Annotated in this window: 13 protein-coding genes; 10 read left to right on the forward strand and 3 right to left on the reverse strand. The window is 70.0% G+C overall.

The features are described from left to right. Positions 1-6 precede the first annotated feature (6 nt). Positions 7-486: a hypothetical protein gene (locus tag IQ220_RS13670; RefSeq protein WP_186696526.1), complete on the forward strand. Its 480-nt coding sequence runs from the start codon at positions 7-9 to the stop codon at positions 484-486. Positions 487-491: 5 nt separating this feature from the next. Further along, positions 492-1,523 carry a tryptophan--tRNA ligase gene (gene trpS, locus IQ220_RS13675; RefSeq protein ID WP_186696527.1) on the forward strand — a complete coding sequence of 344 codons (1,032 nt, stop codon included), beginning with the start codon at positions 492-494 and terminating at the stop codon, positions 1,521-1,523. A gap of 190 nt (positions 1,524-1,713) precedes the next feature. Here the strand turns inward: trpS and IQ220_RS15865 are convergent, their stop codons facing one another. Continuing rightward, positions 1,714-2,007 carry a hypothetical protein gene (locus tag IQ220_RS15865; protein WP_228009247.1) on the reverse strand — a complete coding sequence of 98 codons (294 nt, stop codon included), beginning with the start codon at positions 2,005-2,007 and terminating at the stop codon, positions 1,714-1,716. Between the two features lie 117 nt (positions 2,008-2,124). On the opposite strand from IQ220_RS15865, the gene IQ220_RS16590 reads away from it, so the two are divergent. After that, entirely contained in the window at positions 2,125-2,478 is a 354-nt protein-coding gene (locus IQ220_RS16590) for a hypothetical protein (RefSeq protein WP_370566484.1), read from the forward strand. On the opposite strand, the gene IQ220_RS13685 is transcribed toward IQ220_RS16590, so the two are convergent. Next, entirely contained in the window at positions 2,475-2,903 is a 429-nt protein-coding gene (locus IQ220_RS13685; RefSeq protein ID WP_193915755.1) for a TM2 domain-containing protein, read from the reverse strand. The two genes, IQ220_RS16590 and IQ220_RS13685, sit on opposite strands and share 4 nt — an antisense overlap. Continuing rightward, the gene (locus IQ220_RS13690; RefSeq protein WP_186696529.1) at positions 2,903-3,298 is read right to left on the reverse strand and encodes a DUF2605 family protein; all 396 of its coding nucleotides are present in this window, start codon (positions 3,296-3,298) and stop codon (positions 2,903-2,905) included. Before IQ220_RS13690 ends, IQ220_RS13685 begins: the two co-directional genes overlap by 1 nt. Before the next feature lie 187 nt (positions 3,299-3,485). On the opposite strand from IQ220_RS13690, the gene thrS reads away from it, so the two are divergent. The 7 genes from thrS to IQ220_RS13725 all read left to right on the forward strand — a co-directional run bounded on the left by thrS (position 3,486) and on the right by IQ220_RS13725 (position 13,005). Then, a complete protein-coding gene (thrS, locus tag IQ220_RS13695) occupies positions 3,486-5,252 on the forward strand; it encodes a threonine--tRNA ligase (RefSeq protein WP_370566490.1) in 1,767 nt (588 codons plus the stop codon). A 2-nt stretch (positions 5,253-5,254) separates the two neighbouring features. Then, on the forward strand, positions 5,255-6,271 hold the full coding sequence (locus tag IQ220_RS13700) for a glucokinase (protein ID WP_193915759.1): 1,017 nt from the start codon (positions 5,255-5,257) through the stop codon (positions 6,269-6,271). A 90-nt stretch (positions 6,272-6,361) separates the two neighbouring features. Further along, entirely contained in the window at positions 6,362-7,324 is a 963-nt protein-coding gene (gene thrB / locus IQ220_RS13705; protein WP_193915762.1) for a homoserine kinase, read from the forward strand. Positions 7,325-7,454: 130 nt separating this feature from the next. Next, positions 7,455-9,029, forward strand: coding sequence for an NAD(P)H-quinone oxidoreductase subunit 4 (locus tag IQ220_RS13710; protein WP_370566491.1), 1,575 nt, complete (start codon positions 7,455-7,457; stop codon positions 9,027-9,029). A 52-nt stretch (positions 9,030-9,081) separates the two neighbouring features. Further along, entirely contained in the window at positions 9,082-11,172 is a 2,091-nt protein-coding gene (locus IQ220_RS13715; RefSeq protein WP_193915764.1) for a M3 family metallopeptidase, read from the forward strand. 58 nt (positions 11,173-11,230) lie between these two features. Beyond that, a complete protein-coding gene (locus tag IQ220_RS13720) occupies positions 11,231-12,385 on the forward strand; it encodes a phosphotransferase enzyme family protein (protein ID WP_193915767.1) in 1,155 nt (384 codons plus the stop codon). Next, positions 12,385-13,005 (forward strand): DOMON-like domain-containing protein, encoded by a 621-nt coding sequence (locus IQ220_RS13725; RefSeq protein WP_193915770.1) that lies wholly within the window; start codon positions 12,385-12,387, stop codon positions 13,003-13,005. Before IQ220_RS13720 ends, IQ220_RS13725 begins: the two co-directional genes overlap by 1 nt. The last annotated feature ends 1 nt before the right edge of the window (position 13,006 follow it).

The following is a 13,006-nucleotide window of genomic DNA, read 5'->3' on the forward strand; positions in this document are numbered from 1 at the left end:
GCCTTCATGGCTGACGAGACGAGCACGGCCCTGCCCCAGGGTGGCAGACCCGGCGGCAACCGTGAGCCGGGAGGGTTCCGGATCCGCCTGAGCGACAACGAAATGCGCGCGGCCCGGGCCGTGCAGGAGGCCTTCCGCCTGCGCTCAACCGTGGCCGTGCTCGGCTTCTGCCTGCGCACCGTGGCCCAGCTGCTCGAGGAAGGCAAACTCGACGCCCTGGTGAATGAGATGCGCAACCAGCCCGCCGCTGGCCGTCGCCCCGGCTCCGAGGGTCGCGGGCCCAGGCCCGAGCGGCAGGACCGCGTCGATCCCTTCGCGCGGCCGAGCAAGCCCAAACCCAGCCCAGTGGCCGCCGAGCCCGCTCCAGAACCCGTCAGCGCCGACACGGCCGACACCGACAGCAGCAATCCGGCCGATCCCGCAACCGCAGCAGAGGCTTCCAGCGCTGCGGCAGAGGCTGAAGAGCCCAGCGCCCAGGGGGGCTGAGCGCGATGGCACGGCCCCGGGTGCTCTCCGGCGTTCAGCCCACCGGGGGCCTGCACCTCGGCAACTGGCTCGGCGCCATCCGCAACTGGGTCGACCTGCAGGAGAGCCACGACACCTTCTTCTGTGTCGTGGACCTGCACGCGATCACGGTGCCCCACGATCCCGCCGCCCTGGCGGAGGCCACCCTGAGCACCGCCGCCCTCTATCTGGCCTGCGGCATCGACCCGGCCCGCTCGACCGTGTTCGTGCAGAGCCATGTGCGCGCCCACAGCGCCCTCTGCTGGCTGCTGAACTGCGTGACGCCGCTCAACTGGCTGGAGAGGATGATCCAGTTCAAGGAAAAGGCCGTGAAGCAGGGCGACCAGGTGTCGGCTGGGCTGCTCGACTACCCGGTGCTGATGGCGGCTGACATCCTTCTCTATGACGCCGATCTGGTGCCCGTGGGCGAAGACCAGAAGCAGCACCTGGAGCTGGCCCGCGACATTGCCCAGCAGCGCATCAACGCCCGCTTTGGCCCCCCGGGGCCCGACGGGGAGCGTCAGCCGGTGTTGAAGGTGCCCGAACCCCTGATCCTGCCTGAGGGGGCCCGGGTGATGAGCCTCAGCGACGGAAGCAGCAAGATGAGCAAGAGCGATCCCAACGAGGGCTCCCGCATCGCCCTGCTGGATCCGCCGGAGCTGATCAGCCGCAAGATCAAGCGCGCCAAGACCGATCCCACCCTGGGGCTGGAATTCGGCAACCCGGAGCGTCCCGAAGCCGACAACCTGCTGGGCCTCTATGCCCTGCTCAGCGACCAGAGCCGCGACGCCGCTGCCCTGGAATGCGCCGAGATGGGCTGGGGGCGCTTCAAGCCCCTGCTCACCGAGGCCCTGATCGGGGCGCTCAGCCCGGTGCAGGAGCGCTACCGCCAGTGGCGGGCCGACCCCACAGCCCTGGACCAGGTGCTCGCCGACGGCCGGGCCCGGGCAGACGCCGTGGCCGAGAGCACCCTGCAGCGAGTGGAGCACTGCCTGGGGTTCCTGCCGCCGCGGCGCTGAGACCTGCAGCCTGAGTCTTAACAGTCTCTGCAGAAATGATCAGGCCTGCTGATGCCTGGCCATGGGCCACCGCATCACGCCAGCCCATCGCCGCTGGCGACAAAACTGAGTAAAAGCACTTACACGGCAGGGGTCTGGGAACTGTCGCCATGGTCACACCATCAGCGGATGCACACGGCGGCGCCCCTGTCTACCCCCCAGCGGGTGGGGTCGCTGGAAACACCCCCTGATCAGCAAGGTATGGCGACTCGCCCAAGCCCTGCCTGACCACCCCCTTGTTCCAGAAGCTCTCCCGCAGGCCCCTGGCCGTCGCCCTGTGTCTGGCCGCCACGGTGCCCACCACCCTGGCCTCCTCGGCCGAGCTGCCTGGAGGCCCTGCACGGCTGGCGGCCCCGAGCCCCCAGCTGCCTGCCGCCACAAAGGTGGCCGTGCGCACCGCCAACGGCCCCTTCACGGTCACGCCGGAGCGGCGGGCCCTGCTCAACACCATCCGCTATGCCGAGGGCACCTGGAAGGGGGGGCGCGCCGAGGGCTACCGGGTTCTGTATGGCGGACAACTCTTCCAGGCTTTCAACGCCACCCCGAAATCAGCGTGCGGCGGATGTACACCAGTGCCGCCGCAGGCGCCTACCAGTTTCTACCCAGCACCTGGCACGAGGTGTCGCGCCGACTGGGGCTGCGCAGCTTCGAGCCCCACAACCAGGACCAGGCCGCCCTCTACCTGATCCAGCGCCGCCGCGCCCTGACCCGCTTCGACCGCCAGGGCCTCGACAGCGAGGTGATGGCGCGGCTGGCGCCCGAGTGGGCCTCGATCCCCTACCGCCATGGCGGCAGCTACTACGGCCAGCCGGTGAAGAGCCGCCAGGAGCTCACCCGCTTCTACCAGGCTGCCCTGGGCGAGGCCCGGCGCAAGGGCAGCAGCAGTGACTCCAGCGAGAACGCCAACCCGGCCTAGGGCTCGCGGTAGATCACCCGGCCGCGCTCGTCGTTGCCCACATCCAGAAGATGCCCGTGGAGCAGCCGCTCGATCTCGCTGCGCAGCTGCTCACTGCCGACCCCAGGCTGCCCCTCGAGGGCCAGCAGGGCATCGTTGAGAGTGAAGCCGGCAGAACCGTTCCGGCGGGCCAACTCAAGCAACTGGCGCTCGAGGGAGGCGCCCCTGGACCGCAGCAGGTACACGGCGTTGGCCTGCTCCACCACATCCGGTAGCAGCCACAGATCCACCAGCTGGCCGATGAAGCAGAGCCCGAACGTGAACAGGTAGAGGGTGCCGCTGATCGGCCGGCGGCTGTAGAAGCGCTGGATGCCGCACACGCCCACCAGTCCCAGCGCCCAGAGCAGGTAGGCCACCCCGAGGTGGCGCGGCTGGGTGAGAGCCATCAGGCGGACGCCTCGGGGGGCGGCAGCAGAGCGGGCATGGCGGGGGGTTCGGGCCAGTCCATCGGCGGCAGGGCCACGCCACTGCGCCGCAGGCTGGCCGAGAGGGACCAGACCCGCAGCACCAGCTGGTGCCAGGGGGCCATGGCGTCGAGCCCGAGGGCCATCGGCACCGGAGCCGCCCGGCGCAGGCTGGCGGCGGCGGCCAGCTCGCGGCGGGCCTCGTCCAGCCGCTGGCGCAACTGCAGCCGCTCGGGCTCGGCCATCACCCGGTCGGGGCAGAGGTCAAGCAGCAGCTCGCCGCGGCTGAACCAGACCCCGAAATCGGCGAGCAGGGAGCCCAGCAGGTGCTCCAGCAGATCGGCCGCAGGCTCCTGGGGAGGTGGGGAGGCTGTCATGGGGCCCAGCCTAGAAGGGCTGCGTAGGATCGGCCTTCGCCGTTGACAGCTCCCGCCCGTGCCCGCTTCCGCGCCCCCGTCCCGTCCCCACCCGGAGGCAGTGGCCAGGCAGCAGCAGGGAACAGCCGAGCCGGTGGCCCTGCCCAGGACCAGCGAGAGCGAGCAACTGCTGCGCATCCGCCACTCGATGAGCCATGTGCTGGCCATGGCCGTGCAGCGGCTGTTCCCCAAGGCCCAGGTCACGATCGGCCCCTGGACCGAGAGCGGCTTCTACTACGACTTCGACCACCCGGAACCCTTCACCGAGGCCGATCTCAAGGCGATCAAAAAGGAGATGGGCAAGATCATCGGCCGCCGCTTGCCGCTGCAGCGGCTTGAGGTGAGCCGCGCCGAGGCCGAGGCGCGCATCCGGGCCCAGAACGAGCCCTACAAGCTGGAGATCCTGGCCTCGATCGAGGAGCCGATCAGCCTCTATACCCTCGGCGAGGAGTGGTGGGACCTCTGCGCCGGGCCCCACGTGGCCAACACCAGCGAGCTCAACCCCAAGGCCTTCGAGCTGGAGAGCGTGGCCGGGGCCTACTGGCGCGGCGACGAGACCAAGGCCCAGCTGCAGCGCATCTACGGCACCGCCTGGGAAACCCCCGAGCAGCTGGCCGAGCACAAGCGCCGCAAGGCCGAGGCCCTGCGCCGGGACCACCGCCGCCTCGGCACCGACCTGCACCTGTTCTCGATCGAGGACGAAGCCGGCGCCGGCCTGGTGTTCTGGCATCCCCGCGGTGCCCGCATGCGCCTCGAGATCGAGAACTTCTGGCGCGAGGCCCACTTCGCGGCCGGCTACGAGCTGCTTTACACCCCCCACGTGGCCGATCTGGGCCTGTGGAAGACCTCCGGCCACCTCGACTTCTACAGCGAGAGCATGTTCGGGCCCATGCAGGTGGATGAGCGGCAGTACCAGCTCAAGCCGATGAACTGCCCCTTCCACGTGCTCACCTATGCCAGCACCCTGCGCAGCTACCGGGAGCTGCCGATCCGCTGGGCCGAGCTCGGCACGGTGTACCGCTACGAGCGGCCCGGGGTGATGCACGGGCTGATGCGGGTGCGGGGTTTCACCCAGGACGACGCCCACGTGTTCTGCCTGCCGGAGCAGATCAGCGACGAAATCCTGGCCATTCTCGATCTCACCGAGCAGATCCTCTCCACCTTCGACTTCCGCAGCTACGAGATCAACCTCTCCACCCGGCCCGCCAAGTCGATCGGTGAGAGCGCCGTTTGGGAGCTCGCCACCCAGGGCCTGGTGGAGGCCCTGGAGCGCAAGGGCTGGAACTACAAGGTGGATGAGGGCGGCGGTGCCTTCTACGGCCCCAAGATCGACCTCAAGATCGAAGATGCGATCGGAAGGATGTGGCAGTGCTCCACCATCCAGCTCGACTTCAACCTGCCGGAACGTTTTGATCTGCACTACGTGGCCGCCGACGGCAGCCGCCAGCGGCCGATCATGATTCACCGCGCCATCTTCGGATCGCTGGAGCGGTTCTTCGGGATCATGACCGAGAACTACGCCGGCGATTTCCCCTTCTGGCTGGCACCGGAACAGATCCGGCTGCTGCCCGTCACCGACGAGGTACGCCCCTACGCGGCCTCGCTCAGCGAGCAGTTCCGCCGGGCGGGCATCCGCTGCAGCGTGGATGGCTCCGGCGACAGGCTCAACAAGCTGATCCGCACGGGCGAGCAGATGAAGATCCCCGTGCTGGGGGTGATCGGCGCCAAGGAGGTGGAAGCGGGTACCATCAGCCTGCGCAGCCGCCGCGACGGCGATCTGGGCACGCTGGCGGCCGGCGATGTGCTGGCGGCAGCCCGCCAGGCCAACCAGCAGCGGGGGGCAGGTCTCGCTCTGGAAGTGGACGCTCTGGAGGCCGCAGCCCAGGCAGCCGGCGGCGACGGGACACCCCGCTGACCATGGCCGACGCGACGCAATGCCTCACGGTGCTGGCGGGCGACATCGGCGGCACCAAGACCCTGCTGGCCCTGTATGCCCTGTGCGGCCCCCGATTGGAGCTGCTGCGCAGTGAGCGCTACCCCTCGGCCGAGTGGCCCGATCTCGCCCCGATGGTGCAGGCCTTCCTGGGCAGCGACTCCCCTCCTGCCGCGGCCTGTTTCGCCGTGGCCGGGCCGGTGCAGGGCGGGGAGGCCCATCTCACCAACCTGCCGTGGCAGCTCAGCGAGGCGGAACTCAGCCGGGACACCGGCATCGAGCGGGTGAACCTGGTGAACGACTTCGCCGTGCTGGTCTACGGTCTGCCGCATCTGGAGCCCCACCAGCAGGCTCCGGTGGTGGCGGGGCAGGCCGTGGCCGCCGAGCCGCTGCTGGTGCTGGGTGCGGGCACCGGCCTGGGGGTGGCGATCGGGCTGCCGGCGCGGGATGGAGCGGAGCTCACTGCCCTGGCCAGCGAGGCAGCCCATGGCGAGTTCGCGCCGCGCAGCGCCCAGGAGTGGGCGCTCAAGCAGTGGCTGCTGGCCAGCCTGGACCTCGAGCGCCTCTCGATCGAGCGGGTGGTGAGCGGCACCGGGCTGGGCCATGTGACCCGCTGGCTGCTGGACTCCCAGGACCCGGGCGGCGCCCATCCCCTCCAGAGCCTGGCGGCCACACAGCCAGATGAGCTGCCCGCCGCCACCACCGCGGCAGCAGCCGAGGGCGATCCCCTGGCGACAGCGGCCCTGGAGGTGTGGCTGGGCGCCTACGGCAGTGTCTGCGGCGACCTGGCCCTCACCAGCCTCAGCCGGGGTGGCATCTGGCTGGCGGGGGGCACCGCCGCCAAGTTGCTGGAGCCCCTGCGGGGCAACACCTTCCGCGAGGCCTTCCTGGCCAAGGGGCGGTTGGGGCGGGTTCTGGCCAACATGCCGATCACGGCGGTGCTGGATCCCGCCATCGGCCAGTTCAGTGCCGCCTGCCGGGCTCGGATGCTGCTGGGCTGAGTCTCGAGGTTACCAACCAGCCCGGATGCCAGGCACGAACCAAACCGCCGCCGATGAACTGAGACACTGAGCCGAACCGAGGAAGCTTCGATGGCGCGCCCCCGCATCGGCCAGGGCGTGGTGGTGCATGTGCCAGCCACCACCGCAAATGTGGGGCCTGGATTCGACTGCCTCGGGGCGGCCCTCGACCTCGACAACGTGTTCGAGATGCGCTGCATCGCCGGCGGCAGCCAGCGCTTCGACCTGATCATCGAGGGCCCAGAGGGGGCCCACCTGCGCGGCGGGCCCGACAACCTCGTCTACCGCTCCGCCCAGCGGGTGTGGAAGGAAGCCTGTGAGGAGCCGGTGGGGCTGGAGGCCAGGGTGCGCCTGGCCGTGCCCCCCGCCCGCGGCCTGGGCAGCAGTGCCACGGCGATCGTGGCCGGCCTGATGGGCGCCAACGCCCTGGTGGGCGAGCCGCTCAGCAAGGAGAAGCTGCTGGAGCTGGCCATTGATATCGAGGGCCATCCCGACAATGTGGTGCCCTCCCTGGTGGGCGGGCTGTGCATGACGGCGAAGGCCGCCTCGCACCGCTGGCGGGTGGTGCGCTGCGAGTGGTCGGCGGAGGTGGTGGCCGTGGTGGCGATTCCGGCGGTGCGGCTCACCACCAGCGAGGCACGGCGGGCCATGCCCAAGGCGATCCCCGTGGCCGATGCGGTGACCAACCTCGGCGCCCTGACGCTGCTGCTGCAGGGGCTGCGTACCGGCAACGGCGATCTGATCACCGACGGCATGCACGACCGCCTGCACGAGCCCTACCGCTGGGGGCTGATCCCTGGGGGTCGCAAGGTGCGTGAGGCGGCCCTGGAGGCCGGGGCCTGGGGCTGCGTGATCAGCGGTGCCGGCCCGAGCCTGCTGGCGCTCTGCCGCCAGGAGGTGGCCGAAACGGTGTACCGGGCGATGGTGCGCACCTGGTACTACGCCGGCGTGGAGTCGCGGGCGGAGGTGCTGAGCGTGCAGCACCGCGGCAGTCACTGGCTGCCGCTGCCGGATCGGCCTGAGAACGCTGAGTAGTTCTACCCAGCCGCCTTGCTGCAACTGGTAAGTTGCTCCAGATCTTGACGGGACTCGGATGGACGGCTCTTTGGCGCTTGTGGCCGCGTCCATTCCGCAGACCCCCTGTTCCTCTCCTCCCCTGGGCCCCCTGGCCGCGGCCCTGCCCGACGCCCTGATCGCAGGCGGGCTGGCCGGTTTCCCCTGGCTCAGCCTGATTGTGCTGCTGCCGGCGGCTGTCGCCCTGGCGATGCCATTGCTGCCGGGGGACGGCAGCGATCCCCGTTGGCCCCGCAGCCTGGCCCTCGGCACCCTGGGGGTGGATCTGGTGCTGATGCTGGTGTGCTTCAGCCAGCACTTCGAGGGCTCCAGCGCCGAGCTGCAGCTGGTGGAGCGCGTCAGCTGGGTGCCGGCCCTCGGGCTGGAATGGTCGCTGGGGGCCGATGGCCTCTCGGCGCCCCTGGTGGTGCTCTCCGGCCTCGTCACCCTGCTGTCGGTGGCCGCCAGCTGGAACATCAACCGCAAGACGCGCCTCTATTTCGCCCTGATGCTGGTGCAGGCCTCAGCCCAGGGGCTGGTGTTCCTCTCCCAGGACTTCCTGCTGTTCTTCCTGGCCTGGGAACTGGAGCTGGTGCCGGTGTACCTGCTGATCGCCATCTGGGGCGGCCAGCAGCGCCAGTACGCCGCCACCAAGTTCATCCTTTACACCGCCACCGCCTCGCTGCTGATCCTGGTGAGCGGCCTGGCCCTGGCCTTCTACGGCGGCCCCTTCAGCTTCAACCTCAGCGAGATGGCCAGCCGCAGCCCCGGCGGGGTCTTCGGCCTGCTCTGCTACGTGGGCTTCCTGATCGGCTTCGGCGTGAAGCTGCCGATGTTCCCCCTGCACACCTGGCTGCCCGATGCCCATGGCGAGGCCAATGCGCCGGTGTCGATGCTGCTGGCCGGGGTGCTGCTGAAGATGGGCGGCTATGCCCTGCTGCGCTTCAACGTGCAGATGCTGCCGGAGGCCCACCTCACCCTGGCGCCGGCCCTGATCGTGCTCGGCATCGTCAACATCGTCTACGGCGCCCTCAACGCCTTCGCCCAGGACAACGTCAAGCGCCGGATCGCCTGCAGCTCCGTGAGCCACATGGGCTTCGTGCTGGTGGGGATCGGCGCCATTGACGCCCTCGGCATGAGTGGCGCCATGTTGCAGATGATCAGCCATGGCCTGATCGCCGCCGCCATGTTCTTCGTGACCGGCGTGTTCTACGAGCGCACCAAGACCCTCTCGATTCCCAACATGGGTGGCCTGGCCAAGGCCCTGCCGATCACCTTCGCCTTCTTCCTGGCCAGCTCCCTGGCCTCCCTGGCTCTGCCGGGCATGAGCGGCTTCGTGAGCGAGATCACGGTGTTTCTGGGGGTCACCGCCAACGACGGCTTCACGATCGGCTTCCGGGTGATCACCATCGTGCTGGCCGCCGTGGGGCTGGTGCTCACGCCGGTGTATCTGCTCAGCCTCTGCCGGCGCGTGTTCTTCGGGCCCAGGATCCCGGCCCTGGCCGTGGTGGGCGACATGAATCCACGCGAACTGCTGATCGGCCTCACCCTGCTGGTGCCCACCCTGGTGATCGGCTTCTGGCCGCGGGTGGCGATCGATCTCTACGAGGCCAGCACCAATGGCCTCTCCAGCCAGCTGGCCAGCGTCACGGCCATCACCCTGGGCAGGATCCCCGCCCTCGGCTGAACCACGGCCCACCGCATCGATCGGCTGAAATAGGCCCAGCTGAACCGCGCTGATGGGCCACGCCACCGCCACCCTGCCGTTGCTTGAGGGCCAGGGATTGCCTGCCTTCGCCCAGATCACCGCCGATCAGGTGGCCACGGCGATTCCGCTGCTGCTGGAGCAGTTGCACAGCGAGCTCAGTGCCCTCGAGACCAACCTGGAGCAGCAGCTCAGCGACCCGAACGCGCCCCTGGCCTGGGAGGCGGTGATGGAGCCCCTGCAGCGGCTGGGCGAGAGGCTGCGCTGGAGCTGGGGAGCGGTGAGCCATCTCAACGGCGTGTGCAACAGCCCTGAGCTGCGCGAGGCCTACCAGCAACAGCAGGGGGCCGTGGTGGCCTTCGGCAGCCGGGCCGGCCAGAGCCAGGTGCTCTACCGGGCCCTGGATCGGTTGGCCGGCAGCGCGCTCGATGGCGTGCAGCGGCGCATCCTCGAGGCCGAGCGCCGCGACATGCAGCTGCGCGGGGTGGGGCTGGAGGGTGCCGAGCAGGAGGCCTTCAATGCCGCCACCGCCGAGCTGGCCAGTCTCGCCAACGACTTCGGCAACCACGTGCTCGACGCCACCAACAACTGGAGCCTCAGCCTCAGCAGTGAGGCCGACCTGGCTGGTCTGCCCCCGAGCCTGAGGGAGCTGCTGGCCCAGGCCGCCCGCGAGGCCGGCGAAGAGGGCTGGCGCATGGGGCTCGACATGCCCAGGGCCATGCCCTTCCTGAAGTTCAGCCAGCGGCGCGACCTGCGCGAAACGGTCTACCGGGCCCAGGTGAGCCGCGCCTCCAGCGGCGACCTCGACAACCGGCCCCTGATCGAGCGGATTCTGACCCTCAAGCGGCAGCAGGCCCAGCGCCTGGGCTACGGCTCCTGGGCGGAGGTGAGCCTGGCCACCAAGATGGCCGGCTCGGTGGCCGAGGTGGAGCAACTGCTGGAGGAGCTGCGCGCGGCAGCCCTGCCGGCTGCCCAGCGGGAGATCGAGGAGCTGCGCGCCTGCGCCCGTCGCCATGGCGCCCCGGAGGCCGAGGATCTGCAGCCCTGGGACGTGAGCCACTGGGCCGAAGTGCTGCGGCGGGAGACCTTTGAGCTGGATGCCGAGGCCCTGCGCCCCTGGTTCCCCCTGGAGCAGGTGCTGCAGGGTCTGTTCGGCCTCTGCCAGCGCCTGTTCGACATCCGCATCGTGAGCACGGAGGGGGAGGCGCCCCTGTGGCACCCGGATGTGCGCTACTTCCGTGTGCTCAGCGGCGGCAGCGGCGACGAGCTGGCCGGCTTCTACCTCGATCCCTACAGCCGACCGGGCAGCAAGCGCGGCGGCGCCTGGATGGATGAGTGCCTGGGCCGCTCCCGCAGCCCCGAGGGCACGCCGGTGTTGCCGGTGGCCTATCTGATCTGCAACCAGAGCCCGCCGGTGGGCAGCACTCCCAGCCTGATGACCTTCGACGAAGTGGAAACGCTCTTCCACGAGTTCGGCCATGGCCTGCAGCACATGCTCACCACGGTGGAGCGTCCCCAGGCGGCCGGCATCAACAACGTGGAGTGGGATGCGGTGGAGCTGCCAAGCCAGTTCATGGAGAACTGGTGCTACGACCGCGCCACCCTGATGGGCATGGCCCGCCACTGGCAGAGCGGTGAACCGCTGCCCGAGGCGGAATACCACAAACTGCTGGCGGCACGCACCTTCATGGGCGGCAGCGCCACCCTGCGTCAGGTGCACTTCGCCCTCACCGACCTGCGGCTGCACAGCCAGTGGAACCCCGGCTGCGGCCAGACCCCTGACCAGCTGCGCCGCGACATCGCCCGCACCACCACGGTGCTGGAGCCGATCGCCGAAGACGCCTTTCTCTGCGCCTTCAGCCACATCTTCGCCGGCGGTTACGCGGCCGGCTACTACTCCTACAAGTGGGCCGAGGTGCTCAGCGCCGATGCCTTCAGCGCCTTCGAGGAGGTGGGTCTGGAGCAGGAGGACGCGATCGTGGCCACCGGCCGCCGCTTCCGCGACACCGTGCTCAGCCTGGGCGGCAGCCGCTCCCCCAGCGAAGTGTTCGAGGCCTTCCGCGGCCGCCAGCCCAGCAGTGAAGCCCTGATCCGGCATTCGGGGCTGGCGGCGGCCAACGCCTGAGCCGGCGAGACGCCCCACCGGGGCTTGCCCGAAAGACCCCACTGGGCAGGATGGGGCCATGCTCCCCCCCCAGCCCCAGCTGCAGCGCCTGGCCCAGCGCTTCGCGATTCCAGGCACGGTCACCAGCGTGGCGCCCCTGGGCAACGGCAATGTCAACGACACCTACCTGGTGGAGACCTCAGCCGCGCAGCGCTTCGTGCTGCAGCGGCTCAACACCGCCGTGTTTCGCCAGCCCGAGCTGGTGATGGCCAACATCGTGGCCCTGAACCGGCACATGGCCAGGCGGGCAGGCGCCGGGGGAGCCGGCGCTGAGCGGCAGGATCGGCCCTGGCAGCTGCCCGAGGCGATCCCGTTGCGCCAGGCGGAGCCACCAGAGCCCCAGGCCGGTGGCGGCAGCCATCACCTCACGGAGCCGAGCGGCAGCTGGCGGCTGCTGAGCTACGTGGAGGGGGCCACCACCCACGACACCGTGCTCGATCTCGCCCATGCGGCCGAGGTGGGGCGGGCCCTGGGCCGCTTCCACGCCCAGATCCACGACCTCCCCTGCGAGCAGCTGGCCGACACCCTGGAGGGGTTCCACATCACCCCGGCTTACCTGAGCCAGTACACCGCCGTGTGCCGGCAGGCCCTGGCCGAGCGGTCAGCCGCGGGGCTGGATCGGGCCGAGCAGGAGTGCGTGGCCTTCGTTGAGCAGCGCCAGGGCCAGGCGGCGGTGCTGGAGGAGGCCAAGGCCCGGGGACTGCTGCAGCTGCGGCCGATCCACGGTGACCCCAAGGTGAACAACGTGATGCTGGACGCCGGCAGCGGCCGCGCCGTGGCCCTGGTGGACCTGGACACGGTGAAGCCCGGCCTGGTGCACTACGACATCGGCGACTGCCTGCGCTCCTGCTGCAACCCCGCCGGCGAGGAGACCAGCGATCTCCAGGCGGTGGTGTTCGACCTGGAGCGCTGCGGAGCGATGCTCGGCGGCTACCTGGAGCAGGCCAGGGCCTTCCTCACACCAGCGGATTTCGATCACCTCTACGCGGCGATGCGGCTGATCAGCTTCGAGCTGGGTCTGCGCTTCTTCACCGACCACCTGGCTGGGGACAGCTATTTCAAGGTGACCCATCGGGGTCACAACCTGCAGCGGGCCAGGGTGCAGTTCCGGCTCACCGAGAGCATCGAGGCCCAGGAGGCCGAGATCCGTGCCCTGGTGGAGGCCCTGCGCTGATGGCCCGCCATCCGTTTGAGCTCGTCCCCTTCCCGGACCCAACGCCTACAGACTCCACGGCCTCGGGCCCCACGACCGCGCTCACCAACCCCAAGCTGACGATCCAGGGCCAGCTGAGCCTCGATCCCCGGGAGCAGGGCGGGCCCGCACTGGAGCTGCTGATCGAGCTCACCGCCCCAGCCGGTCACCCCGGCCTCGAAGCGCTGCTGATTCCAGAAGCGCAGGCCACCCCTGGCGCCCCCCGGCGCGACGGACTGTGGGAGCACACCTGCCTGGAGTGCTTCGTGGCACCGGCAGGCCAGCCCAGCTATCTGGAGTTCAACCTCTGCCCGGACGGGGCCTGGAACGTCTACGCCCTGGAGGGCTACCGCCAGGGGCTCAAACCCGCCGCCGGCTTCGACGCGCTGCCGTTCGACTGCCAGCGCAGCGCCTCAGCCCTGAGCCTCAGCCTGCGCTGCCAGCTGCCCGAGGCCTGGGCCACGGCCACGGCCTTCGACTGGCAGGTGAGCGCCGTGCTGGAGCAGCGCGGTGGCCTGCTCAGCTACTGGGCCCTGCGCCATCCCGCCGGCGCCGCCGACTTCCACGCCAGGCCGCAGTGGACCCAGGCGAGCCCTCTCTGAG

It is taken from the genome of Cyanobium sp. LEGE 06113 (genome assembly GCF_015207615.1).